This is a genomic window from Bradyrhizobium sp. RD5-C2, from assembly GCF_019972155.1.
In the GTDB taxonomy this organism is placed as follows: domain Bacteria; phylum Pseudomonadota; class Alphaproteobacteria; order Rhizobiales; family Xanthobacteraceae; genus Bradyrhizobium.
Genome location: NZ_BOVL01000048.1, coordinates 68040 through 94834, shown reverse-complemented (window position 1 = coordinate 94834; position 26795 = coordinate 68040). Strand labels below are relative to the sequence as shown.

The following is a 26795-nucleotide window of genomic DNA, read 5'->3' as shown; positions in this document are numbered from 1 at the left end:
AACGACCGCGGACCTGCCCCAGTCCTACGGGACATCGTCCGTCCTGATCGACTCGAACTCAGGAACCAGCGCCCGATTGACCAATTTCTAGCGGGGCACCGAGGCCACTCGACAATCTCTAGCGACTTCCCGCTCGCCCGATTCAGCGGGAAAATGAAGCCTATGGCCTCAAAACACCATCCCCCACCTCCATCCGGCGGCGACCGTAAGGCATTGACCAAGGAGCTGGCGCGCGCCCGGGCCGTGACCACCATCCTCGCCGCCCGATCAGCCGAGAAGCGCGCCGCCGGCGAGGACCTGATCCGCGAGGCCGATGCCCTTCTGTGCCAGAGTTGGAACGAGAGGATGTGGGCGGACGGCGGTCCGGTCGACCCGTCGCCTTCGATCGACCAGGCCATCAATGCCGGCTATCCGTGGCTCGAGATCAAGTGCTCGCGGTGCATGACGCCGCGTGCTATCGACCTCGCTGCCCTGCCCCACGTCGCTACGACGTTCGTTCACGACCTCGCCGGCCGGCTGCGCTGCCAGAAGTGCCGCAAGGCCGGCAAGCGGCCGGGCGCCGAGATCTTGCAACTGTGGCAACGCTCGCCGATCGGAGACGAGCCGTGAACGAGCTGACGCGCCGGCGCGACAAGGAGTCGGCTCGGGAGAAATGGAATATCTGTTACGACGACGTCTGCATCGGCTCGATCGGGCTGCGAGCCGGTGTGCCGAACCATGCCGATCAATGGGAATGGAAATGCGGCTTCCACCCTGGTTGCGATAGGTCGACCGGCGGACCGGCCGAGACCTTTGAGCAGGCGCGCGCGGCATTCGAGGCCGAATGGCGGTTGCTACTGCCGACCCGATTTCCAGGCCTGGCGAGACCAGCGCGACTGGACCAAGCGCAAGCAGGCGATGTGGGCTCGCGACAAAAGCTGGGGGCACCGACGAGGGCAAATCAGCGGATCGCACCTACTCACGACAAAGCTGTTGCCGGGCAAGGCCTGGAAGTTCGCGGCAATCGAGCGGTTGGGATCGGCGCGCGCTCGCTCGTCCGCCATGTAGGAAGACCCAGCCGCTCGTTGAGAAATTCCGGGAATAGCTTCACCTTGGGCGATCGATGCCGGCCGGGCGGCGAGAGAGCCCGCTGCTCTGGGGTCATTAACGGAAGTCAGCTCGCTTGGGAAATGTCCGTTTCTCATTTTAAAAGCGGACTTCGCGCTGCCGAACGGCATGACCGCTTCTTTGGGCCAGAAGCGGAGTTCACGTATCGATAGCCCGGCGGATCTTTTCAGCGAGTTCTTCGACACTGAAGGGCTTGGTCAGCAGACTGGTGCCGGGATCGAGGATGCCGTTGTGAACGATGGCGTTGCGCGTATAGCCGGTCGTGTAAAGAACCTTGATTTCTGGTCTCTTTTCACGCGCGAGATCAGCTAGCTGTCTCCCCGACATGTCCGGCATGACAACGTCGGTGAACAGGATCGTCACCGGCTGGTCGCTTTCCAGTAGGCGAAGTGCTTCTTTGGGGTTGGACGTTTCGAGTACGCTATAGCCGAGTTCTCGCAACGCTTCGACGGAGATCGCCCGAACTCGATCGTCGTCCTCGACGACAAGGACGAACTCACTATTTGAGCCCTTGAATATTTTTGGCTCGATTCCAATAGATCGATCGGGCGGCGCTTCGCCGTAGTGGCGCGGGAAATAAATCTTGACCGTTGTGCCGACGCCGATCTCCGAATAAATCCTGACGTGGCCGCCCGACTGACGAACAAAGCCGTACACTTGGCTCAGGCCAAGTCCGGTGCCTTTTCCTACAGTCTTAGTCGTGAAGAACGGATCGAACACCTTGTCCAGGATGTCTTGGCTCATGCCGCTGCCACTGTCGGCCACGGCAAGCAAAACATACTGACCTGGTACGATGGCATATTCCTTGGCGTAGGCCTCATCCACGAACGTGTTCTGCGTTTCGATGGTCAGCTTTCCGCCCTGGGGCATTGCGTCGCGCGCGTTCGCCGACAGATTGATGACAGCGCTTTCCAACTGCACGGGATCAATCATCACCGTCCACAAGCCAGCGGCGAGCACCGTTTCGATCTTGACGTGCTCACCCAGTGTCCGAACGAGCAGGTTACTCATATTCGCTACAAGCCTGTTGATCACCAGCAACTCGGGCGAGAGCGGTTGTTGCCTTGAGAAAGCCAACAACCGCTGCGTCAGCGACGCCGCGCGCTTGGCGCTGTCGGCTGCTGCTGCAACAAATCTGTCGACGTCCGTTTCACCCCGCGCGAGATTTCTCTGCAATAGATTCAGTGCACCGATGACGACAGCGAGCATGTTATTGAAGTCGTGAGCTATGCCGCCGGTCAATTGTCCAATTGCTTCCATTTTCTGGATCTGCCGCAATTGGTCCTCGACCTTCGATCTCGCATAGACTTCGTCGATCACACGTTGCTCAAGAGTGTTGTTAAGGGTCTGCAAAGCAGATTCTGCGCGTCGACGGTCGTTCACTTCGCGTTCGGCGGCTTGGAAAAGCCTGCCGTTATCGATGGCGGTAGCGGCCTGACCTGCGATGCCGATCAGGAGTTCCTCGTGCTCATCGAGAAAGCGGCCGGGCTCGCCATGTCCCAGGAACAATCCGCCAATCACCTCACCGGATCGCGATATCACGGGTACGGCGAGATAGCTGCGAACGGGCAGGTGCCCGTTCGGCATACCGTGATACGGCGCGCTCTTGCCGTAACGAGCGTCTTTCAGAATGTCGTCAGAACGGACGACACCAGCTCCTTTGAATGTTGGCTCAAAGACCGCCGTATTTCGCGGCATGGGAAACTGCGAGAACTTCTCGTGAGGGACACCTGACAGGGCATAGAGCATGTAGCTCTCGCCATTGTCGTTGATCACGTTGTAGAAAAACGCGCCGAATTCGGCGCCGACGATTTCCGTGCAAGCGTCAGTCGCAATCTGAACGATCCGGCCGATATCGAGTTCGGCAGCGAGAGCCGCGCCACTGCGATTCAGCACGTTGAGCTTGTGTGTCTCCGAGCGAATCGCTCGTTCAATGATGTGTTGTTCGGTGACGTCGTGTCCCTGAATGAAGACGCCTGTGACGGACCCGTCGTCAGCAATCGTCGGCTGATAAACGAAATCAAGGTAACGGTCGTCAGCGTCGCTGTGCGCGTCGCGCTTGAGCCGGACTTTCGCACCGCTGCCGATATAGGGTTGTCCCGTGGAATAGACCTTGTCGAGCAGGGTCACGAACCCTTGCTCGACAACCTCGGGCAAGGCGACCGAGACTGGCTTGCCGAGAACGTCCCGATGTCCGACGAGGGTACGATAGGACTCGTTGACCATCGCGAACCGATGTTCAGGACCGCTCACCGTGGCGAAAAAGCCGGGAGCCTGTTCGAACATGCTCTTCAGACCTTCGCGCTCGGCGTTCAATTCTCGCTCTATCCTGATCTTGTCAGTGATTTCGACGACGATCGCCATGACCCCGGCAGGCTTGCCGCTTTCGTTAAGGATTGGCGAGTAATCGAGATTGAGCCAGACCTGCTCGGGCTTGCCGTCGTGCCGAAAAAGCGTGAGGGTAAAGTCGCGATAAGCCAGGGTTTGTCCGGCGAGGCCCACCTTCATGATGTTGTCGTTGAAGTCAGCGACCTCAGGCCATCCTTCGCGAACCTTTGAGCCAAAAAGTTTCGGATGCCGTCCCCCGGCAAATTCCGAGTAGGCGTCATTGTAGATCATGATCCCGTCTTCGCCCCACAGGGTTACGATCGGGACGGGAGATCGCAGGATGAGCGCGATCGAACTTTTCAGGCTGCCCGGCCAACCTTCAATTGGCCCCAGCGGGGTCGCGCTCCACTTGAATTTAGCGATGATGTCGGCAGCTTCGCCACCGCCTGCAAGAAAGGGATAAGACATGGTGAGACGGTACCCTCCCAGCCGTCGAAATCACAACGTCAGACGTGCCGGGACCGGCTATCGGGTTCAATTGGGGAAAATACAACAGAGCATGGTTCAATTCGATCGGGCCGAATTGGCGCAAGCGCCTCTGGATGCACTAACTCGGCCAACGCATCCTGAGCGAGGCCCTTCAAATCTTCCAGTTTTAAAATGCCGGACTGCGCCGCTTCCAGGAGCCGAGTAGCTACGAACGCGCGCGTTTCGTGATCGCCGCCGCACTCAAGATCCTCGAATACCTGTCCAAGCACAAATTCGAGCCGCGTTCTGAAGCCGTTACCAATCTTCATTTGATTCAACAATGTTCATCAGTGTTTGCGCAGATACCGCAAGCCTTCGATCGCGAGAGCTTTGTCGTCGCCTGAGATGCCAGCCAGATGCGTCTCAACCCGTCGGCCTGCCTCCAGTTGGTTTGCTTCGGTCAAGTCCATCATCAGGCCGTAGGCCTCAATCACCCGGTGGATCGTCACCCAAATAGGTCCCCCATTTTGACTTATAATCCCGAACCCTAGCGCCGGTTCCATACTTGACTGGGCTGGTCGGTCGCGGCGTCCGGTTTGGGTCACAAGGCGACATCCCGAGGGTCAGGCAGGGTGTCCGCATTTCCCTTCGAAAGCGGACACCCCAAATCATCGACAACCCTTAGCGAATTCCGCCTGTCCGAGTCAGCACGGAAATGTAGTCAATGGCTCCAAAACAACACTCCACACCCCTCTCCGGACGGCGATCGCAAGGCATTGACCAAGGAGTTGGCGCGGGCCCGGGGGCCGTGACCACCATCCTCGCCGCCCGATCAGCCGAGAAGCGCGCCGCCGGCGAGGACCTGATCCGCGAGGCCGATGACCTGCTGTGTCAGAGCTGGAATGAAAGGATGTGGGCGGACGGCGGTCCGGTCGACCCGTCGCCTTCGATCGACCAGGCCATCAACGCCGACTATCCGTGGCTGGAGATCAAGTGCTCGCGATGTAAGACGCCGCGCGCTGTCGATCTCGCCGCCCTGCCCCACGTCGCCACGGCATATGTTCACGACCTCGCTGGCCGACTGCGGTGCCAGAAGTGCCGCAAGGCGGGCAAGCGCCCGGCCGCCGAGCTGCTGCAGCTTTGGCAACGCTCGCCGATCGGAGATGGGACGTGACCGAGCTGACGCGCCGGCGCGACAAGGAGTCGGCTCGGGAGAAATGGAACATTTTTTACGGCGACGTCTGTATCGGCTCGATCGGGCAGCGCGCCGGTGTGCCGAACCACGCCGATCAATGGGAATGGAAGTGCGGCTTCCATCCTGGTTGCGACCGATTGACTGGCGGACCAGCCGAGACCTTTGAGCAGGCGCGCACGGCGTTCGAAGCCGAATGGCAGCTGTTGCTGCCGACCCTCACCGAGGCGGATTTCCAAGCTTGGCGAGACCAGCGTGACTGGACCAAGCGAAAGCAAGCGATGTGGGAGCGCGGCGAAAAACTGCCTTCTCAACAGCTGTCATCGCTGATGCGCTGTCCCTGCGGCGTGATGTTTGATAGCCACCGGCCGGCCGAGAGCCACGTGCACCGCCAGCACATCTATGCCGTTCAGAAGAGAGATCGAATTCGCCGATGAAACTAAAGGAAGAGCGGCCGTGGGCCGACCCCGAGAAGGCTGCCCGCAAAATCATGGAGTACGCCAAAGCATTCGTGCCGATCCAAGACGGCAGGATCTATATCGAGAAGATCAACTATCCCTTCATCGACAAGGACGGCGCCTCGCCGGCCGAGTACGGCGCAGGCCTCAAATATTGTCTCGACCATGATTGGCTGACCCGACACGAGAGCGGCACCTACGTGAAGATCCTGCAGGCTGGCAACGACTTGTCCTCCCAATAAAAGGAGCCGCTCACGCGAACGGCCCCTATGGTCGACGGTCTGAGTGATTTCCGTCACAAGTGACGGAAATGTCGCATACCGGACATCAGGATAGGCGTAGGCTCCGTCACATGCCGGATGCCGGACAATGGAAGAACCTCGCCGCCCAATACCGCGAAGAAGCGGCGCGTCTACCGCCCGGGCCTAAGCGCGATGAATTTCTCAAGAAGGCTGAGAACTTGGAGCAGTCGGCCGATAACACTCATCGCGCGCGATCGACCTAGGGCCGTTCGCTTCACCGGCTGTACCCGCACTACTCTTGCCGATCACCTTCGGCCTTGTTGGCGGCCTTCAATTTCTCGCGGATGTAGTCGGCAATGTCGCCAACCTCGTCCCGCATGGCCTGTTCGGTGATGCCCTGCGCTTGGGCGCCGGCGATGAGCCGCCGCATCAATTCCTCGACGTCCTGCGACGCGCCCGGCGTTCTAAACTGCTCGGCTGCGTGGACGCTATTCTCCACCCAGAAGTCAATATATTCGCGTGCTGTTTCGGTCATGCGCCCTTACCTGAGTCCATCCTTACGCCGGGTGGCCGGCGGCATACAGACGAATTTTCCGAGACGCTCCCCTCGAAATAACCTAGGTTAATCCGCCGGTTGTTCCTCCGATCATGGCAAATAAAAGACTGGCGTTCCTATGTCGGTTGTCCGACACTTCCGCATCACCGCACCACCCGTGGCTTTTATCGGTGATGAGAACGCCAGTCGCGCTCCCGCCCCACTCAAACAGGGAGCAGCGCCGTGCAGAAGCGACGCCGCGTCAAACAGACGCAATCTCTCGAAGAACGACTTGCTTACGAAGCCGAGCGCCTGCGCGCCGAAGCCCGCAGAATGCCTGCGTGCGTCGAACGCGAGCAATTGATCCGCAGGGCTCGACAGGCGGAGACCGCCGCTCATGTGTCGGACTGGCTGCGCTCGCCAGGACTGCGATCGCCAGACTGATGGCCGTTTCAGAACCGACCTACCGGGTGTACGTGATCGGAGATGACGGACACATCCAGGCTCGATTCGATATCGAGAGCGTGAGCGACGCTGATGCCACAGCGTACGCGGAATTGCTGATGGCGGGCGTCCTGTCGAGCTCTGGTGCGGCACTCGCAAGGTTACGACGTTGCAGCCTCAGGAGAAGGCGCAACGGCGTCAGCTAGAGAACTGATCGGGCCGACAAGGTCGCGTAGCATTCACATGCCAGGCGCTCCAATAGCTTGCGGTCCTGAATTTTTATCGACCCGCGCGAATACTCGATCGCGCCCATTCCCTGTACTCTCCGCGCGACTTCGGTCACGGAGGTGCGGCGCACCCCGAGCATTTCGGCCAGAAATTGCTGCGTGAGATTGATCGGATCATTTCCCGCCCGGTCGGCCGTGTGAAGAAGCCATCGGCAAAACCGCGCCTCGATGACATGCACGGCGTTACAGGCCGCAGTTACTCTCGTTTGAGCCAACAGCACCTCATTGCTGTTCATACAGAGATCGCGGAGGACGTCACTTCGTGCCGTTGCCTTTCTAAAGCGGCTCGCCGCGATTTTGGAGACCTCGGCCCGGAGCTGCACCACGACGCGGACTTCCGAGATGTAGAGACCAAGGCCTGCCATCGCGCCCACGGCGCCTTCGCGACCGACCATTGCCGTTTCGATCGCTCTGCCGTCATTCAAGACGGCGAGCAGCGAGAGCATTCCACTATGCGGGAAATAGACAAATTCGGTCTCGTCGCCGGCCTCGCTGAGGATAACGCCTTGATCTAGATTCTCAGTCGTTATGTGGGGCGAGAGCAAATCGATCTGGTCACGCCCCAGCGCCGACAGCAAGTCGTTGGTTCGTCCGGTCGAGGCCTTTGACTGTGGCACCGCGGTATCCCGCCCGTTCGGTCGGGCCGATCTCCGCAAGGTTGCGAGCACGCTCCGAGAGCACGTGCGAGGCGGGAACATCCCATTTGATAGATTCGAACCGATACTGTCGGTCCGATATCCGTCTTAGAGCGCGTTGCCCAAATTGATCCGCTAACCGAAGACTCTAGCCGGCCAAAGCCATTTGGTCGGCCTTTAGGCCAACGCGCTATGATCTAGTCGGAAGTACCATCCACCACTTTAAGTGATCGGTATCCGACATTGGAACGGTTCGGCGTCACTTTTCCGACCTTGGCGCTACTGCGGACGATCGGCAGAAATGGTCAATCGGAAAAGGATTTTTGCTTTGGTGTCCGTGACTTCAAGATTCCAGTCGTGACCCGGTTTCAGCGAGCCGTCGAGATCTTTCAGCATCTCCCCCGCCATCGCCGTGGCTTCCCTCCAGGCGGCGTGACCATCCGCAAGGTTTTCCCCAACCTCGTCGCGGCTGGGGCCGTCATGATAGACATGGAAGAAATATAGCGGCATCTGGTGTTCTCCCCTGGCTCCGCCTATTGGCAGCTGAGAGCCAGGCTCGACCACCAATGCCGCTATCCGGAGAACGACCAAGGCTAACGCCCACGCATCTGCCGCGTTCCTAACGACCAGCTTGACCGGGAACGAATTTGTCGGCGTTTGCTTTAATCCCGATTGCGTTGCGTGGAGTCATTTATGCGTAAGGCTAATTGGACACCGTCGATCGTCCCCAGCGATGATCAGACTGTTTACCTCGTTGCCGACGATTTTGGCCCCATCGGTCGCGCCTGGCGCGAGACCGACCTCGAGTCGGCTGACCTCGAGACCGTGATCCAGGATCTGATGGCCGGCGAATATTCGAGCCCGATCCGGGTAATCGGCTTCACCACCGCCGAGCACTGGTCCGAAGACGTCTCCGAGGACATCGCCCGCGAGGTCCAGTGCCGCTGCGACCTGCAGCAGACCGAGGTGCCGGCCGCCCTGCAGGGTTTTGTCGATCGGCACGTCGGCGATCGCCGGCAACTGACGTCGCGGCTTGTCTGAGACCTTCAGATGCCATGGTGGACCTATGTGAGCATCGCGATATCATCTATCGCCGGCTTCGCCGTGGCTGCTGCGCGGGCGGGTAGACGCGAGGACAGACTGCACGACGAGAACGTAAACCGGCGCATAGACGAGCGCCTCGAGGATATGGACCTAATGAGGCGACGGCCGCAAGACGCGCCGTAGATTATACGCAAAAGCCGCCCTCAATACCTATCTCGGGCGCATGCGAAAGCCGTTCAGGCTGATGCGGTGATTGGCCGGTTCAACGCGGGCGGTTCAGAAAACGAACATGGCAACGATCGCCAATGAAGCCAATGCGATTACCAGGCATCCTGCGATGGTGAACCAGTCAGCGCTAATTCTCTTCATTCCAACGTCCATGGCCCACTGGGCCCCCAGCACTGGGGCTAAGGCGGCGTAGGTGGTTGGGACGGCCAATCACCGTCTATGAAGTTATTCCTTTCCCCAGTTTGATCTAGCGGAATTCGCAATTGCTGCGGCGCGCTACCACCTTTGCTCCGCGCTGCCTTCATTTGAGTTTGCGCGAGGCGCTTTAAATCCCAGCGGAAAGAAGATCCTTCAGGACCGCAGCGCGTCGATGGCGTGGGCAATGAGCACGCCAACGCTCACAATAATCAAGAGGGCGATTATGACGTCAAACATGACCTCTACGGAAACGTCTGGCCCGCGATCAGTCAAAAGATTTCCGTCGTTAAGGTTGCTTCTTGTCCATGACTGGTGCGCTCAAGCCACGCCAGCTTGCGATGCAAGGATTTAGTTCCTCGCCGCCCATGTTCAGCAAACGCGGCCGTCGCGATAGATGATCTTTTCCTCGCAAGATCCGGCTCAACGACATATTTCCCGGGCATGCCTATCATCCGAAAGCCATGCGATGACTAAGCCAGGATGCCATACTCTTGCCGGAGCACTCGCGGTTTTGCTCGTGCTCTTCGTGCTTACCGCAAATGCGAATGCACAAAGCTGCCTCACCGGGCCCACTAAAACGAAGGACGGCTCGTTGCAAACGTGGACTTCTGTGTCGGCTGTGAGCATCACAACGGCCGGCTGAAGCTTGCCGACCTTCCGGACTGGGATTGGTCGGACATCTCGGCGCACCTCAAGTGCATCGCGTGCGGCAAGGTCGGCTGGCTCGATACGCGTATGGACTGGGGCAAGGTGATCGACTTCGCCAGGGGTGTAGGAAAGGGACTGTCTCAGTGAGCGAAGGCGGGCTCGCGCATTTTGTGCCGAATTGGCATGACACGACCAGCCACGCGATGCCATTCAGTGCCGTATGGAAATCGTGATTCCCCGCCGATGAAACTCGCCGCAGATCGTCCCTACGGTAATCCCGAGAAAGCCGCTCGGAGACTCATGGAGCACGCTCGAGCGTTCGAGCCCGCTCAAGACGGCCGCGTCTATATCTAGAAGATCAACGGACCCTTTCCATATCGGGACAAGGGCACGCCGGCCGAATACGGCGCCGGTCTGAACTACGCCTTGGCGCAGGACTGGCTGGAGATCTACGAAAGCGGGACTTACGTGAAAATCTTGCGGACTGGAAATGATCTGCTCGCTTAGGACGGCGCCGAATATGCAACAAGTGCCACCGAACGCGCTTCGTCTCGCCCGCCTATATCCAGCAGCACGCAAAGTAATCGCTCCGTGTCGTTTTTGTCACTCCGGCAAAGAAACGACCGCAAGAGCACCAGCTTTGATACAGCGGCAATTGCCCTGTCGCCGTTAGAGGGTAAAGGGTGTTCGTGCTCAACTACCCATCTTGGAGATTACGATGTTGAAGTTTCTGGTTGTTGGAGTTGCGACTTTCGGTTTCGTGGCTGCTGCCAGTGCGGCCGACCTCCCTCGTCCGCAGCCGGTCACTGAACAAGCTCCGATTGGCAAGATGCCAATTGGCAAATATCCGGTTGGCAAGTCCCCGGTCGGAAAGTATCCGGTTGGAAAAGCTCCCGCTCCGATCGTAACGAAGGGCTAACTCGAAGATCGCCCAGGCAGCGTTCCCTTCAGTTTTCGCTGAAGGCCGCTGCTCAGTGCGTCTTGCCCTAGTGAGCGGTGGTATTGTTGTGCTTACATTAGCCCATGCCGACCCGAAAGCCGCTCGAGATCCCGCCAGAGGTGGCCAGGGAATTCGCCGTCAACATGCGGCGATTCCATGCGGAGCAAGAGCCCACTCAAGCGAGACGAGATTGCCGCGGACACGCGGAGTCTCCTGCTCCAGCATATGCCAGACGGCACGAAGCTTCGGCTTGCTGATGTCCTTGAGCTCTTCAATCTGATGCGATGACCGCGCCGCGCTGCATCGTGTGCGACGATACCGGTTGGGTCCGTGAGAACCACCCAGATCAACCCTGGACGGGCAATCATGCGTGCAGGTGCGGCGGCGCCGGCGCGCCCTGCCGGTACATCCGCGGCAACCTGATTTGTACTCGACGTCGCAGCGTTCCTGCCGGCGTCTCAGGGGGTACCCCGCAGGGCCCATCCGGCTTCCGCTATCCAGCGAGGATGACATACACAATCGGGGCCGCCGCCACGATCTGTCATCGCCTACTGGCGACGTGTACAGACGATTTTGAGCTCGGCTGCGGCGCTCCCATCGTTGCCCAAACGGCAGTGGCAATGGCCAATGCAGCCAGCACGGTCCATGCCGCGATCTTCTCGCGCCTCATGCCTGGAAACCCTCCGACCTTTGACCTGCGCATCTTTAAGAGCTTGCCCGTGAATGCTCCATCAACCGACGGCCTCATTCGAGCGGAAGAGAAAGCGCCGCGGGCGACTTTTGCTCGCAACCTGTTCGTCCCTTGAGCGGTAACGTAGCGGCGGCCACCTCGGTCGTCCGGCCCATGAATTGGGCCAGGTTGGCGTCCGACGACCACTCCACGTAACCAACGATCGCAGAGCCAAGCGCTGCTACGATGAGCACTCCGCACACTGAGGCTGCGGCTGTTCCCGACCACTTTTCGCTGCTGAATATTGGCATCGCGATCCTCCGACGCCGCGGGTTGCCCGGGTCATTAAATCGATACGCGATTTTCGAATGTGATCGGCCTCACATCTCACGCTCACTTGATGCGGCACCCTAAGTCGATAGCGCAGCCGGCTGCAAGGAAAACGCGGCCGAGTATGAATCGGCGGCGGCCTGCTCGCCCAAAACCATTCTCCATCTAACTCGGCCTGCCTCAGTGACGCCGTTAGTAAATCAGCAAGTAGGTCGGCGCAGGCTTCTTTGAGGGACGGGACCGATGGGGTTAGAACAGTACGGTCACGTTTCGGGAGGAGCTGGCGTACCGGACCCTGGCGCCGGCTCTTCTTCCCTAAGGTTTGTGCTAGCGTTGCAACAGTTTGCTGGGCCGGTGTTTGCTAAGTTGCCGGCACTGGGAATTCAGGGCCCAGCGCTGGAAAAAATGACGCCGCCGGGACAGCGTATTTCGAGCCCGGCGGCGTACTTATTTAGTTGGCCCATACCGATGGAGCCGGGACGATATGTTGCCGATTATCTGACCCCGTTGGGCGACGCCAATTTAAGGCACAACGAGCTCGATTTGACCGTACCGATCAAGTCCCTGCCTGATGAGCGCGAAGACAAGCACCGCCGCAAAGACCCAAAGCAGCGCGCCCCGCGAACTGGCCAGCAATGCAATCGACAAGGTGACCGACCCCAGGGCCAGCCCGGACGATCAAGCCAGCCGCAAGCGCAAGCTTATCAAGGGACCGGAGGAACTTCAGAAGGTGCGCCGCGACCGAAACCGAAAATGATCGTTGGTGCAGCTTCGAGTTCGTCGCGCTTCAAGCTGATAGGATCGAAAGCGAGCTCTGTGCGTTGACTATTGAGCCCAAAATGGGAGGTCAACGATGATCAATGACCGAGAACGGCGGGCACCTACGGCAGCGGAACGCGAAGCTCGTAAGGTATTCAGGCAGGCCGAGGCGAAGGAAGCTTTGACCGATTACGCCAAAGCGCAAAAAGCGCTCCGCGATAATCGAGAGCGCCTAAAGCCGAACGACTGGCGCGGGAGGCTGAAGCGGCCAATCGCACAAAAGCGGGTTAAAGCGTCCATCTGGATGATTGCGGAGGACCAAGCCGGGACCTCTGCCTGGTGGAGGGTGAAATGGCCCTGCACTTTCGTCGCGTGGATACTGCTGAGGATCTGGAAATTTGGATCGCAAGCAGCGACGACTATTCGTTCGTTATCAGCAGCGAGAGCCGAAGTGGACGTGGCTTGCATGGAGAGCCCGGTTTTGTTGCGTCATATCGTCCAGACTTTTTAAATATGCCCGCGGCTCAGGTGTCCGGATCGCCCTTCAGCACGTTCGCTGAAGCCGAGCGGGCCTGCAATGCGTTCCTGGGTCGCCTCGCTATCGAGGGATGACTACCGGAGTTCCGACCACAAAAGGATCGACGGGGCGCAGCTTTCTACACGCGTGGGTCAAAACGCCGGCTGCCCCAGCCCGGCTGGCTGGGGGCCGTGGGCGGCCGAGCCGGGGCAACGCCTCGCTGGGCGGCGGGCCAGCCTGGCGCCTCCCTACGCTACGCCGCGCATTGGGCTATTCAACGGAGGACCGTAGCGAAAAGCGGCGGTTGCAACGCGACGCGCAGCCCGGAGGAGCGCGATCGCGGCTGGCGGTGCAAGCGCTTCACTCCGGGCGCAGTCGCCCGCGCGCTTGCCCCCCGCGCTGACTTGCTGACCATGTCAGCCAAAGATTGAGGCGAAGCTACGGCCTGCGTCTTGTGGACCGTTACCAGGGAGGCTCTCAAGGCTGGCGATGTGCACCGGGGCATTCCTATGATCGTAGATGCAATCGGCGGTCCGGAAGCCTACGAGCGCCGGTCGGACGCTCAGCAGAAGATGAACCTGGACGACGTTGCGTCGTATCAGGCGGATGCGACAACGAAACGGCCGCGACCAGTTTTCATCTGCGAAATGGCCAGGAAGTTCATGGCGCCTACGCTCTTGTCCAACGCCGAACGAAGTCCTTCTGTGTTCCATCTGGTCGTGGATCAGTTGGAGCGCTGCCTGCCCAATCGCGAGCGAGTTGAAATCCCTGCAAGCGGACATACCGTTCCATGGGAGAACCCCGACGCCTACGATAAGGTTGTTCTCTCCTTCATGAAGAAGCATTAGCGGCACGTTTGCCAAGGCCGAAACTTCAGCTTCTGGCCCATCGCGACATATTGCGCTGCTGCACGAACTTAGTCGCTATTGGAGCAAAGCGGATCTGGTCACCAGTCACATGACGCCGCCGAGTTTATAGGTACACGGCCTAGATCTAAGCCAACAAAACTACCGGCCACGGCGATAGCTAACGTTGTACAGCAAAAAGCTCCGACCGTGGCCTCCCAAACACTAAGTGCTTAGCGGGTAGGTCGGCCATAGCTATCCCACGCCCCTTCCGAAGTGATTCCACAGGTTGTGTTTTATTCCCAGCGCCATGTTCTGCACCTCCTCCTTGGGGGCATCTGCACGCGCGAAACGTCTCAGCAGCAGCTCAGGATCCGAAAGGTGGCGCGGCAGTCGGACCGCGTAGCCGTGACGTCCGCTTCACCACCAAAACTGCAATTTTGATCGCCTGCGTGGCTCCTGCTGACATTGAGTGACTCTAAGGCTAAAATTGCGGATTAGCAGAGGTTAATCGCCTATCCTTTAGCGGCGAGCGGCCCGTGTCGCGCTTGATGAATCGAAGTTTGCATAGCGCAGAGGAGTTCTTCGCCACGGGGTCTCTACTTCGGAGCGGAGAGAACGTTTTCAAAGCTTATGATAGTAGATGACGGTTATTGGAGGACATGTCATGGAGCGTAGACTTGCAGCAATTTTAGCTGCCGACGTAGCCGGCTACAGTCGCCTCATGGGCGTCGACGAGGAAGGCACGCTCTCACTCTTGAAGGGTCACCGAAAAGCGTTAGTCGACCCCAAAATCGAGGAACATCGGGGACGTCTCGTCAAGACCACGGGGGACGGTATGCTGGTTGAGTTTGCATCCGTGGTTGACGCGGTACGCTGTGCCGTTGAAGTCCAGCGCGGGATGAGCGAGCGGAACGCAACGGCAAGCGTCGACAAGCGGATCGAGTTTCGAATTGGTATAAACCTAGGCGACATCATCAGCGACGACGACGACATTTACGGTGATGGCGTTAACATTGCGGCGCGGCTCGAAAGTATCGCCGAACCGGGCGGAATCTACATTTCGCGTCAAGCACACGATCACTTGCTCGAAAAACTCTCGTTCAGCTGTGCGAAGCTGGGACTTCGAAACCTAAAAAATATTGCAAAGCCCGTGGAGGTCTATTCGGTCAACTTCAGTTCAGTCAGCATGACGCAGGAAATCAAATATTGCCGAGCGCCCGATGGGGTACGACTTGCCTATGCAACCGTGGGCCATGGTCCCCCGTTAGTCAAAGCGGCGAACTGGATGAATCACCTTGAGTACGATTGGGAAAGTCCAATCTGGCATCACGTTCTGGAGGGATTGGCGAGAAACCATACGCTGGCTCGATACGACGCTCGAGGCAACGGCCTGTCGGACTGGGATGTCGATGAGCTTTCTCTGGATGCATGGGTCAGTGATTTAGAAACCGTAGTAGATGCCCTTGGGATTAAACGTTTTCCGCTCGTTGGCGTCTCCCAAGGCTGCGCGATATCCATCGCTTACGCTGTCCGATATCCAGAGCGCATATCTCACCTGATTCTATATGGCGGTTTTGCGTTGGGCCGCAATAAGCGATCGCCGGACGAGCTTGAGAAGCGAAAAGCAATGGGAACCCTGATCCGCCTTGGCTGGGGCATGGATGAACCAGCATTCCGACAAATGTTCACGTCGCAGTTCATTCCCGAATGCACAAAGGAGCAGGCTGATTGGTTCAACGATCTTCAACGGAAGACCACATCACCCGAATGCGCAGCTCGATACTTTGAAGTCGTAGCAGATTTCGATGTCCGCGAATTGCTTCCGGAGGTGCGCGTTCCAACTCTCGTCATGCATGTACGCGGAGATCTTATGGTTCCCATTGATATCGGTCGCCAAATGGCGACTGCAATCCCAGGGGCTCATTTTGTTGCACTTCCCGGGCGAAACCACCTCTTCCTGAAGCACGAACCTGCCAGTGCTCGCTTCTTCGACGAAATCAATCTCTTTCTGACTAGGTGATATTGACTCGAAACGTTGCCGCCTAGCGAACATGATCGCTCCGGGTCAAAAGCCGCCGATAGCGACCGAACCTAATCGCTTGCGGTTCACTTCGGAGAGTGAACATTCTCGATGGTCGTCCAGACCGTCAGCGTCGGGGAAACGTGGCGATCGAATGCTGAGATCGACCTGCCCACGGAATGCAAAATGACCGTGCAACTCGTCGAAGGAGATCATCGCACCACTAGGCGGATCGTGTCCCCGGCGCGGAATCGCAAATCAGGGCGCGGGATGCCGTCTCCGGCTTGATGGCGAGCACCGTGTTGTAAGGGTTGCCGAACACAAACACCTTCGAGGTGCGCCAGATGATCTTTTCCAGGTCCACGAATGTGCGCATCTTCAGCCGATACTTCCACAACAGCAGGTGTTGAATGAAATTCCAGGTGAGACCCCAGGCCCAGAACGGCAATCGGCGGTAACGGATCGGGGTGAAGCCGAGCCGGCGCAACTTGTTGACGAGGAGATTGGCCCCGACGAAATTGTAGCGCCAATTCTCGAAGAAGGCGGTGACGCTCAGGTAATCCTCCTTGCGGCGGCAGTGATCCAGCGACCCCGGCGATCGGATCAACAGGCGTCCTCCCGGCTTGAGAATCCGCCGGCACTGGGCCAGAAAGGCGTCCAGATCCTTGGTGTAGCCAATCGATTCAAGTGAATAGACGGCGTCAAAGCTTTCGCTTGGAAGATCCAGGCTGTCGAAATCCGTGACGATTACCTGTCCACGTCCGCCGAGTTTCGCAAATTTGCGCCGGCAGATATCTGCCTGGACAGGCGAGTTCGTCACGCACACGACTTCGATGTTACACCGGCTTGCGAAATATGCAGCTGCGGCTCCCGATCCGCACCCGAGATCCAACAGCCGCATCCCATTCCTCGGCTTCAGAAGAAGGTATTCGGCTTCGTAGATTTTCGAAAAAGGTGTTCGAGGGAATACACACGTGCTGTAGTTCGCGTTCTCATCGCGATATGTGCCGAACACTTCGTCATATGTACGCTGCTCGTCATCATGCCTGAGAAAGTCGGTCGGCATGGGCGCCCACTCGATCAGTTGCAGTTGCTCGAATTGATTTAGCTCATGACCGATCCCGCTCGCGTCCTTCGGTCGACTGACCAGGAGAAAAAGTACGTAGTGAAAAAGAGTGTATGCCAGGAACAACGCTATGATGAACGCCGCTACTGACAAAACTATCGGAACAATAACCACCAAGGTGGCTCCCTGACCGTTGAAGCGCATTATAAATCGAGACGGATTCTCGCGTCGATTACGCGCCGTGCCAAAGTAGCACTATGCGCTAAGACATCAAAAGAGAGATGGAATCCGCCGTTGAAACTGAAGGGCGACCGCCTCTAGCCCGCCCCCGAGAAAGCCGCCCGCAGGATCATGGAGCGTATTTGAGCCAATCCAGGATGGCCGGATCTACACCGAGAAGACCTCGTGATACTCGAGCCAGCCTTGGCTGACCGCGTGTTGAAGCCCCGCCCCAATCCTCGGCCGGCGTCGCGCTGTCCTCGTCGATCATCGGACAGTTGAGAGCGGGACGTTCGTGCGAATGAAACAAGCCGGGAAAGACCTATTCGCCTGAAAAAACACCAGCGCTGTTGCCGGGCTGAGACACACCCAGATGCGAATTAGGATACTTCGCGAGTCGGAGGGTACTCCGGGAGAGCGGTCTATATTGCTGATGTTCCCCGGGTGCGAGCTAATCAGTAAGCTGACGACCGACAAGACCAAGAAAGAGCTGTTCGCCAAGCTGGCCGCGCATCACCGTACTCTGGCTGATGAGGTCGAGCGCACCATCAAGGACTCCAAATAGGAACCCCGGTCGCGTGAACGAGGTGCTGAAAGGCTCTCGACATCACGGCAGCCGAGAAGCAGCGCTGTCTTGCAAGTTGGCGGGCCTTTCATTTTCCAATGAAACGGCCCCAGCGCGTTGGAACGAACGCTGAGGCCGCCTTACCGCGCCGCTGCGAGTATTTGGGATGGCCGGAGCCCCGCTCCAAGCGACAGGCGTATTCTTACGGAGATGAGATAGCCCATTTGGGATATGTCCTCCTATGCACTCCGTGCCAGATTTTCACCTGTCAGGATTTTGCACACCTTCCTGGGGCTAGGGCCAACGCCGTCCGTTGTATACTGAACGGGCGGCGTTGTGCTGTGTGCGCCAACGGAGGAAGAATGCCTTGGACTTGGCGCTGGTGGGTATTCCTTGGACGATTGATTCCGGCCGCTATCGCTGTGGCGATGGCGCGGGAAGCAATGAACAACCAAAACATCGCTAGACTAGGCAAAGGCGATTTCATTTATGCCTTTGCTACACGGCCGGGATCTACCGTAACCGGGGCGCTTCTCGTCGGGACGATCTACTCCGCCATCATCACAGTCCTTTTCGGATTTATCGTCTAACGAAGCAACCCCGAAGCCGAGCTGGCGCAGCTTGCGCGCATTGCGAGCGCGAAATACGCTAAGTTCCGCACTCTCTTCGCAGGGGCGTAACCATGGACAAATCACGTTTCAACATGGCTATCATCGCTTGCGGCGCGATGTTGATGGTTTTCTCCGGAAATCTAAACGCTGCCGAACTCAGGGTTCTGACCGGTGGAGGAATGTCAGTCGTTTGGGCAGATATCAAACCCCAGTTCGAGGAAGCTTCCGGTCACAAGCTTGAGATTTTCTTTGGCACAACTCCGAACCTCATAAAGGAGGCCACGTCGGGCAAACCGTTCGATATTGGTGTTGTACCCGTCGAGGTCATGCAGGACGCGTCGGCCAGAGCTAAATTCGTGATAGGTCCGACTATCGATATTGCCCACGTTGGGATTGGTGTTGCCGTCCGCTCTGGTGCTCAAAGGCCTGACATCAGTACTGCTGACGCGCTCAGGGCGACGCTGCTCAAGGCTCGGTCCATCGCTTCGATCCCGGAGAGTGCCACTGGCTATTCAATTGCGAAGGTATTTGATCGCCTTGGCATCACGGAGCCAATGAAAGCGAAGATGAGGGCGCAGCCCGACCCGGCGCAGGTCGTCGCGACGGTTGCCAAGGGTGAAGCCGAATTGGGCATTTTTCTTATCAACGTTCTCAGCGCTCCCGGCTTGGAAATTGTCGGTCCGTTTCCTGCCGAACTGCAACAAAACGTGGTGTACACGGCCGCAATCGGATCGGAAACCAAGGAAGCCGTCGCTGCCAAGGCACTCATTGAATACCTCAAGAGCCCGGCGGCTGTTTCGATCATCAAATCGAAAGGCATGAATCCCAGCTGATCGCATTGATCCGCTCCTCGCGCGGTAGATGTTCGGCGCGCGGTCACCAGCTTCTCCGCAGAAGCGAGATCGCCCTAGCGCTTTGGCTTGCGCACCCAAGAATGAGGCCGAGCTACGACTCTGCCCTCTTGGTTAATGCCGAAAAACGGCAGTTGCGCGACGGCAATTTTCGCGAAGAACTGACTCGCCAAAATCGGCGGCGATTGGCTCCCCAACCGACATCGCAGTGAACGGGATCGTCGATCCAACTAATTCGAATATTCCCAGTAGTCGTCTGGAATTGCGCTTCCCATGGCAGCGCGCATTGCATCCCGAAAAAGCTTCGCCGCGGGCATTGGACGAAACGCTATTGTCCGATCGACAATCAGTCCCTCGTCGTTTTCTTCGATAAGATCGAAACTTTCCAGCTCGCGCCCCTGAATTTTTCCTTTCCACCTCAGTAAGGTTCTTCGGTCATCCAGCTTCCACTCTCCCGTGTAGGCGCCTTCTCGCAGAGTGGTCGAGGTCGCGAAAATCTTGGCAACTACCGCGCGACCTTCTGCGGCCCTTATCAACACAGGACTATGAAAAACGACATTTGGAGCGAGAAGATTTTCGTAGTCAGCTACGGTAGCGTGACCTGACTCACGCAATTTTCGAATAGCATGCATGGTGAATGGCTCCTCGGACCGATTGAGACCTGAATGGGTTCTAGGCGATCTTTGTTGCGCCGCTCCGTCAGTTCGCCACGTCTATCCCTGGAGGCAGGGGATACACATAATAGCAGTTCAAACCAGCGAAGAGGACGCGCGATGTTCCCTTTGGGACTGACCCGTCCCGAGGAGAAGGCGGGCGGCGCGCGAGAGGCGCGCCATCCACTATAGAGTTCGACTGCACAGTCGTGGGCTCATCCTTTACCCACGCTGCTCGGCGGTGTCTTTGCGCCAACCGAGGAACGTCAGGATCCAGCCTATTGTAACAACTGTACTCGTCGCCAGCAGTGCTGGATCGCGATACTGGATGAAGAGCGTCAATAGCGCGGTAATGATGAAAGCGCGCACGAAGAGCGTTATTACATAAGCGCGCGACACTTCTCGGATGATCATACCGGCTACGATCAACCCGAGCGAGAAGAGAAATACTCCACCGATGCGGAGCCCCAGGTCATCGTAGACATGATTGCTGAACAGCATTTGCATCGTCAGTTGCGGCACGAACATCAGAGCCAGACCAACCGGAAGCGTATAGCCGGCGAGGTAATACAGGCTAAGACGTGTTCTTGGTAGTTCATGTTGTTTAGCAGACGTAGCGGTCACAAAAGTGTTGGATAACGTGGTCATTGCAGTTCTCCTTGTTTGATCACAGATTCTTGGACTCAATATCCCGAATTGACACGGTCGACAGGTTGCCACTTGCGAGCCGAAAGAGCGTTGCTCCGGTGCACGAGGACGCGATCACCTTCGCGGCTGATTTCGATTCCGCCCGCTGGCGCCGCCGTCGAGAGGACCACGCGCTGCCCTGGTGAAAGGATCGACACGAATCGAACTGGCGTTCCGGCTTCGCCTTCTGCCAGCGTCGTGACGACGTGAAAGCCATCACGCTCGACTGTGTAGTAAACGACTCCCGATACTCCGCCGAGATCGATGCTCTTGGCTTCGATCGGACGCAGACCATCGGCATGGGCCGGACCAACGATGCCGAGCGCAAATGCGCTAGCGAAAAGTGCTCCGCGAATTTGGGGGGGTGTCTGATGATGGCGGGCCGTAAACATTTTGCGTTCTCCTCATTATAGGTCACGATCAGAATCGGTTGCTCATGGTCTGGAGCCGCCGCCGTACAGTCGCTGACGGCGATCTCCGATGACGGCTACGCGCTCACGCATCCGCTCTGACGGACGTTGTAGCGAGGCGCCGGAATGCAGCTCGAAAGCTTGCTGGACATTGTGCGGCGCGCCTCGTCGAAACGGTCCCACTCAGCCTGGCTCGGCAACGACGGAATGGTCACGGCTTCACCAATGTCGAGACCGGCCAATGCAGCGTCGACCATGTCGTCGGCAGACATCACGATCTGGCCCGGGAGCTGGTGTACGGGCTTGCCCGCAATGTCCCAAAACTCTGTGGCAGTGGCGCCTGGCAAAACGGTTTGAATGCGGAGGCCTTTGTCGGCGAACTCGTGAACAAGCGACTGGCCAAGTGCCAATACGAAGGCCTTGCTGCCACCATATACGCCGTTCAACAGTTCCGGAGCGATCGCAGCAATCGAGGATACGTTGATCAATATGCCGCCGCCGCGAGCGGCAAATCCAGGGATCGCCGCATAGGTAAGGCGCGCGAGTGCAGTGACGTTCAGATGGATCATATCCTCCATCTTGTCGACGTCGGCATCGAGCAATGGTACCGCAGAGCCCACGCCCGCGTTATTGACCAGTGTGGTGATCCGGGAATCGCTGCGCAGGATGTCCTCGATGCGCCGCAGGTCAATCGAAGAAGTGAGATCGGCCTCGACTGTTTCTACGCTTCGCCTGGTTTCGTTGCGGAGCCGACGCGACAGCGTAGCGAGCCGCGCCTTGCTGCGCGCCACAAGAATGAGGTCGTAGCCTCGCTTCGCCAGACGGTCCGCATAGATCGCGCCGATGCCGCTCGATGCGCCGGTAACGAGGGCAATGCCTTTGTCTTGTGTCGCAATCATCTTCATTTCCTCTGCGCTGGACCGTTTCCGTGATCGCGCATCGGAGATAGACCCTTTCAAAACCGCTGGGTATCTGGCAAAATCGGGATATATCCTCTCAAAAAATGGAACGTCCAATGGATCGTTTCGAGGCTATGTCGATCGTTTTGGCGGTTGCTGAAGCGGGGAGCCTGTCGGCAGCGGCGCGCCGTCAGAAGGCACCGCTTCCGACTGTGAGCCGAAAGGTGGCGGAGCTCGAAGCGCACCTGCAGACCAAACTGTTCAACCGATCGAGCCGGATGCTCGTCCCAACAGACGCAGGACGCTCTTACATCGCTGCCGCCAAGCGCATCCTTGCAGATCTAGCCGAGACCGAGCGCGCCGCGTCGGGTGAATACACGACGCCTCGAGGTGATCTGGTCGTGTCAGCTCCCATCGCGATGGGCCGCCTGTATTTGCAGCCGATCGTTATGGAGTTTCTGGCGAAATTTCCGGAAGTCGATGTCCAGCTGGGACTTCAGGATCGTCCAGTAAATTTTTGGGAAGAGCAAATCGACGTTGCCCTTCGGATCGGCGAACTTACCGACAGCAGCCTCATCGCGGTCAAAGCTGGAGAAATTCGTCGGGTGATGTGCGCGAGCCCGGACTATCTGAAATCTCGCGGAGCGCCTCGATCGCCGGGCGACCTTTCCACCCACGACTGCATCACCTATCCGCCGATGCATTCCCCCTCACTGTGGAGGTTCAAACGCGACAAGACGGAATATGCGGTGCCGGTACGATCCCGACTCGTTGTGAGCAACACGGAGTCGGCCTCTGATGCAGCACGCGCAGGCCTGGGACTCACGGTTGTGTTTTCCTACCAAGTTGCCGAATTGATTAGATCGGGTGAGCTCATACCTGTACTTCAGGACGTTCAGCCGCCCGCGCTACCCGTCAATTTCGTCTACTCGCCAAATCGGTTCATGCCGGTCAAATTGCGCGCATTTCTTGATTTGACGGTTCCGCGCTTTAAGGCTCGTCTCGGTAGCATAACAAAACAGATCGCGGCGCGCGAGCGCCTAGGCGGCACCTGACTCAAATACGGCAAACGGTCAAGTACTACTCAACGGTGTCCAACCCAGCCTGAAAACCTTACTGGTCATTTCCTTGAGGAGTGGTCTTGGCGGCCGGCGGCGACCATCAACTATTCGGCCGGACGACCAGGCGCGCGAGTCGCGACGGCCTGGCATGGCAAGCGTTCCGAGATACCGACGATGGTGATTTCAAGTGCGGTCTCCTTAGAGACGATCGAGACAACTTTATCGGCCGAAGCCAAGGGCGACGCTCATCTATCGCCGTCCCGGCAATTTGCGAGCCGTACAGCTTTTGCTGGGGCACACCAAGGTTGAGAGCACGGTCGGCTAACTCGGAAGGGCCGCGTCGGGCTAGAAGCGGGATCTAGGAACGATCGGTCGACGACCGGGCGACTTTGCGGGTGTACTCGATGAAGCGCTCCGTCAACGGCGTAAGCGTGCGATCTTTGACCGTGATGAATCCGACCGGCGCGGGAGCCGACGGGACCTTCACAGGCAGAACCGTCAGCCTCATGCCCTTGCTGCCAAAACGCATGACCGAGGCGGGAACAAGCCCGAGCCAGCCTCCTGTCTCGATCATGCGCATGTAGAGGTGGAGCGACACTGTAAGGACGGTTGCGGCGGGAGGTTCAAGGCCGCTCCTTTGGAAAACTTCGTCGTGTAGGGATCGCGCCAAACTGCCAGGCTGGGCAAGGACCCACGGCTCGCCAACGAGATCGGCAAGCTTAAGGTTTCGCCGCCTTGCCCAGCGGCTTTCGGCCCCCGCCACGACAACGTTGGGTTCGTCCGACAAGGTCTCCGCGACCAGGTCGGGTTCGTTCATCACGGCGGGAAGCCGCCCCATCACCAGTTCAACTTTTCGATTGCGCAGGTTGTCGTATTGTTGAGTTGCGATGTCCTCCGGCAGCACGTGAACGACCGCGCGGGGAAAGTCTTGTGAAAATCGCGCGATGATCGCCGGCAGCAGGCCGGCGTCGGTCACGATGGACGAGCCGATCCGAACGTCACCAGCATCAGGTTGCTTGATCGACTCGATTTGCTGCAGTCCCTTGCGCAGTTCGTCGAATACAGCAACGCCGGACGTGAGCAGCGCGCGGCCATAATGCGTCGGTTCGACGCCCGAAACGCTGCGGTCAAAGAGCTTTACGCCCAACGTGCTCTCAAGCTCCGAAATCGTCCTGGACACGACCGGGTAGGAGACGGCCAAGTCCTCGGCCGCGCGTGTCATGCTGCCCGCCTCGGCGACCGCAATTGCAATGTGGAGATCGCGCAGCTTGACGCGGCGGCCGATGCGGTCGGTCCATTTCATTTGGTCACCTATCCATTCGGCTAGGGCATCCTAAGTATTTAGAACTAATCAGCTATAGAAAGATTTGGCAAGTTCCCCCTGAGACTTCAGCGTGCGGGCGGCCCGCACAGAACAAATGGGAGAGTAAAACATGGCTGGACTTGCAGCACTGGCGACGACGATCGTCCTCGTGCACGGCGGCTTCGTCGATGGCGCGGGTTGGGAAGGCGTTTATAACATCCTCAAGAAGGATGGGTACAACGTCAGCATCGTACAGAATCCGACAACGTCGCTTGCCGACGACGTGGCGTTTACGCGGCGCGCGATCTCGCAGGCGCAGGGCCCGGTGATCCTGGTCGGCCATTCCTATGGTGGCGTAGTCGTGACGGAAGCCGGCACCGACCCGAAGGTCGCAGGCATTGTCTACATAACCGCGTTTGCGCCGGACAAGGGCGAGTCGGTTCAGTCGCTCATCGCGAACCCGCCTCCCGGCGCGCCCGTCCCGCCGATCCTGCCGCCGCAGGATGGCTTCCTGTTCCTCGACACGGCGAAGTTCCGCGCCTCGTTCGCGGCCGATGTTAGTGAAGCAAAGGCTGCACTGATGGCCGACTCGCAAGTGCCGTGGGGCGTCAATGCACTCGCCGGCGAAGTGACGGAGCCCGCGTGGAAGTCCAAGCCGACCTGGTACCTCGTCGCGACCGACGACAAGATGATCCCGCCACCAGCCCAACGGCAGATGTCGAAGCGCGCGGGCTCCACGGTTGAGGAAGCTCCGGGCAGCCACGCGATTTACGTCTCGAGGCCGGACGTCGTGGCAGCCTTCATCGCGAAGGCAGCAAAGAGTGTGAGTGCCACGTCGAACAACTGAGGCTCAAGACGCGCCGTCGGCCTTGTCCCAGGGCTGGCGGCGTCGATCAGGCTAAACCCGCGCTGCGAATAGCACCTCGCTTCAGGCGTGACGCCCATCGCGAGGTGCCGTGAGATCAGGTACCAGTGGCGGTCGTAAGCGGACAGCGACCCTGACCTGCAATGCCACCTGCTCCCGCCGAAACCGATGGCGAATGTTTAGATCGGCTTGTTGAGGTGCTCGGTCGGCCGGATCTCGTTATTGCCGTCAGTCGTCTGACGCAGCGCGCTCACGGCGCAGTCTCGGCTTAGCTTCGCTAGCAAATAAGCAACCAGATCGGCGCACGCTCCCGAAGGGACGGGACCGGTTTGGGGACGTCTTACGGTCACCGTTTCGGAGGAGCCGGCGCCCTGCCCCATAGCTTGCCGGCTCCTGTTTCTTAATCTTGTGTGGGTCGGGCAACCGTCAATTGCCCTCGCATTTGCTAAGCTAACGGCACTGGGAATTCAGGGCCCAGCGCTGGAAAAGCATGACGCCGCCGGGACAACGTATTTTGAGCTCGGCGGCGTACTTTTTCGCAATCACCTCGTCAGGTCCGATCGCGCGGCCGGGAGATCGCCATTTATCCGCAAGTGTCTGCAGCATATCCGCAGTGGTAGAAGAGGATGCGAAATGGCGCTGCCCTCATGACTTGCTGCGCACAAACACGCAAGCAAGAAATCGCCGGCATGAACCGGCGGGCGCTCCCAGAATTGTGGCAAAAAGCACATTGAAGGCCCGCCGCCCTGGATGAGCGGCAGCCCGGGGGCGCCACTCGATTAGGACGTTTGTCAAATGAGGTAACCCGGGAGGGGTCCATTTCCCGCTCCCGCTTTCCGGTACAGTGAAAGCGATCACGTCCGGAACGAGAGTTGAATATGGCTCTCCGGATCGATGATTGCAGAGGCCCCGACGCGCTAGCCCCCGTTGGGGCCTTTGCCATTTTTGGAGCGCTGCCAAACGCACAAACGCCGCCCGCTTAAAATACACGCGGAGCGGCGTTAGCTTCTAGCCCCAGGAAGGATGTGCAAAATCCTGATGGGCGTAAGTCTGCACGAAAACGCGCAAAAGTTTAATACCTCCAAAGAGGTAAGTTTGGCGCGCGGAGGCAACGCAGCGCGACCACTCGCAGCGGAAAACTAGGGTCACTGTTGCACGCAGGCTATAGCGGGAGGATCTGAGAGGAGCGCAGTATCGAAGCTGCCGACCTCCAAAAGATAAGATCGGCGGATCAGGTGACGGCCTCAGCACCCGGGCCGCCAGCCCCAGCGTGAACGACTTGCAGGAGCTGCAAGAAATGGCGGTAAAGCTAGAAGCGACCGCTCGCAAGCTTCCGCAGGGGCAAAGTCGCGACGATCTACTTCGAGATATCGCGAATTTTCGTGCGCGGCTCATCGCTCGGTTTCCAGGCGAACGCGTCAAGGCGACGTAGTAGGCCGATATGATCAAGACCGCGATGGGATGGCTGGAACTACCACACTGGCTCATCATCGTAGGAGTCGCGCTAGTATTGATCGGCCTAATCGGCCCTGCGATCAGCCGCAGGCGTCGGGCCAATATCCAAGACCAACCAGCCACCGAGCGAAGTCCCGAGCCGCGTCCCCAATTGTCACCGCTCCCGCATCTTCTTGATTCCCAGCGACGAGCGAGCCGGCGTGGAACGCCAGCAGAGCCACCGGGCGCTTGAGGTGGGAAGATGCAGTCGGT

At 58.5% G+C, this 26795-nt stretch carries 28 protein-coding genes and 2 pseudogenes; 18 read left to right on the top strand and 12 right to left on the bottom strand.

The window, feature by feature from the left end; genetic code table 11:
- Positions 1-162 precede the first annotated feature (162 nt).
- Positions 163-609 carry a hypothetical protein gene (locus tag BraRD5C2_RS34100; protein ID WP_223975841.1) on the top strand — a complete coding sequence of 149 codons (447 nt, stop codon included), beginning with the start codon at positions 163-165 and terminating at the stop codon, positions 607-609.
- Positions 606-1259: a hypothetical protein gene (locus BraRD5C2_RS34095; RefSeq protein ID WP_223975837.1), complete on the top strand. Its 654-nt coding sequence runs from the start codon at positions 606-608 to the stop codon at positions 1257-1259. The genes BraRD5C2_RS34100 and BraRD5C2_RS34095 overlap by 4 nt, the downstream gene beginning before the upstream one ends.
- Here BraRD5C2_RS34095 and BraRD5C2_RS34090 read toward each other — a convergent pair.
- Genes BraRD5C2_RS34090 through BraRD5C2_RS34080 form a run of 3 tightly spaced genes read right to left on the bottom strand, consistent with a single transcriptional unit; the run spans position 1246 to position 4412 of the window.
- Positions 1246-3903: an ATP-binding protein gene (locus tag BraRD5C2_RS34090; protein WP_223975834.1), complete on the bottom strand. Its 2658-nt coding sequence runs from the start codon at positions 3901-3903 to the stop codon at positions 1246-1248. The genes BraRD5C2_RS34095 and BraRD5C2_RS34090 overlap by 14 nt on opposite strands.
- 38 nt (positions 3904-3941) lie before the next feature.
- Positions 3942-4241, bottom strand: coding sequence for a hypothetical protein (locus BraRD5C2_RS34085; RefSeq protein ID WP_223975831.1), 300 nt, complete (start codon positions 4239-4241; stop codon positions 3942-3944).
- A 9-nt stretch (positions 4242-4250) separates the two neighbouring features.
- Positions 4251-4412, bottom strand: coding sequence for a hypothetical protein (locus BraRD5C2_RS34080; protein ID WP_223975829.1), 162 nt, complete (start codon positions 4410-4412; stop codon positions 4251-4253).
- Between the two features lie 215 nt (positions 4413-4627).
- Here BraRD5C2_RS34080 and BraRD5C2_RS34075 point away from each other — a divergent pair.
- From BraRD5C2_RS34075 to BraRD5C2_RS34065, 3 genes and pseudogenes are all read left to right on the top strand, one after another.
- Positions 4628-5077, top strand: a pseudogene (locus BraRD5C2_RS34075) (hypothetical protein).
- On the top strand, positions 5074-5532 hold the full coding sequence (locus tag BraRD5C2_RS34070; RefSeq protein WP_223975827.1) for a hypothetical protein: 459 nt from the start codon (positions 5074-5076) through the stop codon (positions 5530-5532). Before BraRD5C2_RS34075 ends, BraRD5C2_RS34070 begins: the two are co-directional and overlap by 4 nt.
- Positions 5529-5795, top strand: coding sequence for a hypothetical protein (locus BraRD5C2_RS34065; RefSeq protein WP_223975825.1), 267 nt, complete (start codon positions 5529-5531; stop codon positions 5793-5795). The genes BraRD5C2_RS34070 and BraRD5C2_RS34065 overlap by 4 nt, the downstream gene beginning before the upstream one ends.
- 292 nt (positions 5796-6087) lie before the next feature.
- Here the strand turns inward: BraRD5C2_RS34065 and BraRD5C2_RS34060 are convergent, their stop codons facing one another.
- From BraRD5C2_RS34060 to BraRD5C2_RS34045, 3 genes are all read right to left on the bottom strand, one after another.
- Positions 6088-6330, bottom strand: coding sequence for a hypothetical protein (locus BraRD5C2_RS34060; RefSeq protein WP_223975823.1), 243 nt, complete (start codon positions 6328-6330; stop codon positions 6088-6090).
- A 646-nt stretch (positions 6331-6976) separates the two neighbouring features.
- Positions 6977-7678: a Crp/Fnr family transcriptional regulator gene (locus BraRD5C2_RS34050; protein WP_223975818.1), complete on the bottom strand. Its 702-nt coding sequence runs from the start codon at positions 7676-7678 to the stop codon at positions 6977-6979.
- A gap of 297 nt (positions 7679-7975) precedes the next feature.
- Complete coding sequence (locus BraRD5C2_RS34045) at positions 7976-8206, bottom strand: DUF6894 family protein (RefSeq protein WP_223975816.1); 231 nt, start codon at positions 8204-8206, stop codon at positions 7976-7978.
- A gap of 183 nt (positions 8207-8389) precedes the next feature.
- On the opposite strand from BraRD5C2_RS34045, the gene BraRD5C2_RS34040 reads away from it, so the two are divergent.
- The 8 genes from BraRD5C2_RS34040 (at position 8390) to BraRD5C2_RS39605 (ending at position 15898) form a co-directional block, all read left to right on the top strand.
- Positions 8390-8737 carry a hypothetical protein gene (locus BraRD5C2_RS34040; RefSeq protein ID WP_223975814.1) on the top strand — a complete coding sequence of 116 codons (348 nt, stop codon included), beginning with the start codon at positions 8390-8392 and terminating at the stop codon, positions 8735-8737.
- A 1029-nt stretch (positions 8738-9766) separates the two neighbouring features.
- Positions 9767-9961 carry a hypothetical protein gene (locus tag BraRD5C2_RS34035; protein ID WP_223975812.1) on the top strand — a complete coding sequence of 65 codons (195 nt, stop codon included), beginning with the start codon at positions 9767-9769 and terminating at the stop codon, positions 9959-9961.
- Between the two features lie 571 nt (positions 9962-10532).
- Entirely contained in the window at positions 10533-10733 is a 201-nt protein-coding gene (locus BraRD5C2_RS34030; RefSeq protein ID WP_223975810.1) for a hypothetical protein, read from the top strand.
- 641 nt (positions 10734-11374) lie between these two features.
- Positions 11375-11560, top strand: a complete 186-nt coding sequence (locus tag BraRD5C2_RS34025) for a hypothetical protein (protein ID WP_223975808.1) — start codon at positions 11375-11377, stop codon at positions 11558-11560.
- 765 nt (positions 11561-12325) lie between these two features.
- The gene (locus tag BraRD5C2_RS34020) at positions 12326-12511 is read left to right on the top strand and encodes a hypothetical protein (RefSeq protein ID WP_223975806.1); all 186 of its coding nucleotides are present in this window, start codon (positions 12326-12328) and stop codon (positions 12509-12511) included.
- A 353-nt stretch (positions 12512-12864) separates the two neighbouring features.
- Positions 12865-13125, top strand: coding sequence for a hypothetical protein (locus BraRD5C2_RS34010; protein WP_223975804.1), 261 nt, complete (start codon positions 12865-12867; stop codon positions 13123-13125).
- 414 nt (positions 13126-13539) lie between these two features.
- Positions 13540-13878 (top strand): alpha/beta fold hydrolase, encoded by a 339-nt coding sequence (locus tag BraRD5C2_RS34005; RefSeq protein WP_223975803.1) that lies wholly within the window; start codon positions 13540-13542, stop codon positions 13876-13878.
- Between the two features lie 664 nt (positions 13879-14542).
- Positions 14543-15898 carry an alpha/beta fold hydrolase gene (locus tag BraRD5C2_RS39605; RefSeq protein ID WP_308444475.1) on the top strand — a complete coding sequence of 452 codons (1356 nt, stop codon included), beginning with the start codon at positions 14543-14545 and terminating at the stop codon, positions 15896-15898.
- Between the two features lie 223 nt (positions 15899-16121).
- Here the strand turns inward: BraRD5C2_RS39605 and BraRD5C2_RS33990 are convergent, their stop codons facing one another.
- On the bottom strand, positions 16122-17168 hold the full coding sequence (locus tag BraRD5C2_RS33990; protein WP_223975800.1) for an SAM-dependent methyltransferase: 1047 nt from the start codon (positions 17166-17168) through the stop codon (positions 16122-16124).
- 442 nt (positions 17169-17610) lie between these two features.
- Between BraRD5C2_RS33990 and BraRD5C2_RS33985 the strand changes: the two genes are divergently transcribed.
- Together BraRD5C2_RS33985 and BraRD5C2_RS33980 are read left to right on the top strand one after the other, a co-directional pair.
- On the top strand, positions 17611-17748 hold the full coding sequence (locus BraRD5C2_RS33985; protein ID WP_308444476.1) for a hypothetical protein: 138 nt from the start codon (positions 17611-17613) through the stop codon (positions 17746-17748).
- 682 nt (positions 17749-18430) lie between these two features.
- Positions 18431-19192, top strand: a complete 762-nt coding sequence (locus BraRD5C2_RS33980) for a molybdate ABC transporter substrate-binding protein (protein ID WP_223975798.1) — start codon at positions 18431-18433, stop codon at positions 19190-19192.
- 248 nt (positions 19193-19440) lie between these two features.
- Here the strand turns inward: BraRD5C2_RS33980 and BraRD5C2_RS33975 are convergent, their stop codons facing one another.
- The 4 genes from BraRD5C2_RS33975 to BraRD5C2_RS33960 all read right to left on the bottom strand — a co-directional run bounded on the left by BraRD5C2_RS33975 (position 19441) and on the right by BraRD5C2_RS33960 (position 21856).
- Entirely contained in the window at positions 19441-19842 is a 402-nt protein-coding gene (locus BraRD5C2_RS33975; RefSeq protein WP_223975797.1) for a hypothetical protein, read from the bottom strand.
- 243 nt (positions 19843-20085) lie between these two features.
- The gene (locus tag BraRD5C2_RS33970) at positions 20086-20511 is read right to left on the bottom strand and encodes a hypothetical protein (protein ID WP_223975796.1); all 426 of its coding nucleotides are present in this window, start codon (positions 20509-20511) and stop codon (positions 20086-20088) included.
- Positions 20512-20546: 35 nt separating this feature from the next.
- Positions 20547-20942, bottom strand: a complete 396-nt coding sequence (locus BraRD5C2_RS33965) for a hypothetical protein (protein WP_223975795.1) — start codon at positions 20940-20942, stop codon at positions 20547-20549.
- A gap of 95 nt (positions 20943-21037) precedes the next feature.
- The gene (locus BraRD5C2_RS33960) at positions 21038-21856 is read right to left on the bottom strand and encodes an SDR family NAD(P)-dependent oxidoreductase (RefSeq protein WP_374708077.1); all 819 of its coding nucleotides are present in this window, start codon (positions 21854-21856) and stop codon (positions 21038-21040) included.
- 119 nt (positions 21857-21975) lie between these two features.
- Between BraRD5C2_RS33960 and BraRD5C2_RS33955 the strand changes: the two genes are divergently transcribed.
- Complete coding sequence (locus tag BraRD5C2_RS33955) at positions 21976-22914, top strand: LysR family transcriptional regulator (protein WP_223975793.1); 939 nt, start codon at positions 21976-21978, stop codon at positions 22912-22914.
- A 235-nt stretch (positions 22915-23149) separates the two neighbouring features.
- Positions 23150-23245, top strand: a pseudogene (locus tag BraRD5C2_RS33950) (tyrosine-type recombinase/integrase); the annotation flags it as partial.
- 33 nt (positions 23246-23278) lie between these two features.
- Here BraRD5C2_RS33950 and BraRD5C2_RS33945 read toward each other — a convergent pair.
- Complete coding sequence (locus tag BraRD5C2_RS33945; RefSeq protein ID WP_223975792.1) at positions 23279-24223, bottom strand: LysR family transcriptional regulator; 945 nt, start codon at positions 24221-24223, stop codon at positions 23279-23281.
- Positions 24224-24353: 130 nt separating this feature from the next.
- Between BraRD5C2_RS33945 and BraRD5C2_RS33940 the strand changes: the two genes are divergently transcribed.
- Positions 24354-25070, top strand: a complete 717-nt coding sequence (locus tag BraRD5C2_RS33940; RefSeq protein WP_223975791.1) for an alpha/beta hydrolase — start codon at positions 24354-24356, stop codon at positions 25068-25070.
- The last annotated feature ends 1725 nt before the right edge of the window (positions 25071-26795 follow it).

What these genes read in the sequence shown, in the direction of transcription:
- BraRD5C2_RS33975 (WP_223975797.1), bottom strand. Translation starts at nt 19,842, where the DNA reads ATGCATGCTATTCGAAAATTGCGTGAGTCAGGTCACGCTACCGTAGCT.
- BraRD5C2_RS33965 (WP_223975795.1), bottom strand. Translation starts at nt 20,942, where the DNA reads ATGTTTACGGCCCGCCATCATCAGACACCCCCCCAAATTCGCGGAGCA.
- BraRD5C2_RS34020 (WP_223975806.1), top strand. Translation starts at nt 12,326, where the DNA reads ATGAGCGCGAAGACAAGCACCGCCGCAAAGACCCAAAGCAGCGCGCCC.
- BraRD5C2_RS34030 (WP_223975810.1), top strand. Translation starts at nt 10,533, where the DNA reads ATGTTGAAGTTTCTGGTTGTTGGAGTTGCGACTTTCGGTTTCGTGGCT.
- BraRD5C2_RS34005 (WP_223975803.1), top strand. Translation starts at nt 13,540, where the DNA reads ATGATCGTAGATGCAATCGGCGGTCCGGAAGCCTACGAGCGCCGGTCG.
- BraRD5C2_RS33970 (WP_223975796.1), bottom strand. Translation starts at nt 20,511, where the DNA reads ATGACCACGTTATCCAACACTTTTGTGACCGCTACGTCTGCTAAACAA.
- BraRD5C2_RS34010 (WP_223975804.1), top strand. Translation starts at nt 12,865, where the DNA reads ATGGCCCTGCACTTTCGTCGCGTGGATACTGCTGAGGATCTGGAAATT.
- BraRD5C2_RS34065 (WP_223975825.1), top strand. Translation starts at nt 5,529, where the DNA reads ATGAAACTAAAGGAAGAGCGGCCGTGGGCCGACCCCGAGAAGGCTGCC.
- BraRD5C2_RS34040 (WP_223975814.1), top strand. Translation starts at nt 8,390, where the DNA reads ATGCGTAAGGCTAATTGGACACCGTCGATCGTCCCCAGCGATGATCAG.
- BraRD5C2_RS39605 (WP_308444475.1), top strand. Translation starts at nt 14,543, where the DNA reads ATGGAGCGTAGACTTGCAGCAATTTTAGCTGCCGACGTAGCCGGCTAC.
- BraRD5C2_RS33980 (WP_223975798.1), top strand. Translation starts at nt 18,431, where the DNA reads ATGGACAAATCACGTTTCAACATGGCTATCATCGCTTGCGGCGCGATG.
- BraRD5C2_RS34025 (WP_223975808.1), top strand. Translation starts at nt 11,375, where the DNA reads ATGGCCAATGCAGCCAGCACGGTCCATGCCGCGATCTTCTCGCGCCTC.
- BraRD5C2_RS33990 (WP_223975800.1), bottom strand. Translation starts at nt 17,168, where the DNA reads ATGCGCTTCAACGGTCAGGGAGCCACCTTGGTGGTTATTGTTCCGATA.
- BraRD5C2_RS34100 (WP_223975841.1), top strand. Translation starts at nt 163, where the DNA reads ATGGCCTCAAAACACCATCCCCCACCTCCATCCGGCGGCGACCGTAAG.
- BraRD5C2_RS33940 (WP_223975791.1), top strand. Translation starts at nt 24,354, where the DNA reads ATGGCTGGACTTGCAGCACTGGCGACGACGATCGTCCTCGTGCACGGC.
- BraRD5C2_RS34060 (WP_223975823.1), bottom strand. Translation starts at nt 6,330, where the DNA reads ATGACCGAAACAGCACGCGAATATATTGACTTCTGGGTGGAGAATAGC.
- BraRD5C2_RS34045 (WP_223975816.1), bottom strand. Translation starts at nt 8,206, where the DNA reads ATGCCGCTATATTTCTTCCATGTCTATCATGACGGCCCCAGCCGCGAC.
- BraRD5C2_RS33955 (WP_223975793.1), top strand. Translation starts at nt 21,976, where the DNA reads ATGGATCGTTTCGAGGCTATGTCGATCGTTTTGGCGGTTGCTGAAGCG.
- BraRD5C2_RS34090 (WP_223975834.1), bottom strand. Translation starts at nt 3,903, where the DNA reads ATGTCTTATCCCTTTCTTGCAGGCGGTGGCGAAGCTGCCGACATCATC.
- BraRD5C2_RS33945 (WP_223975792.1), bottom strand. Translation starts at nt 24,223, where the DNA reads ATGAAATGGACCGACCGCATCGGCCGCCGCGTCAAGCTGCGCGATCTC.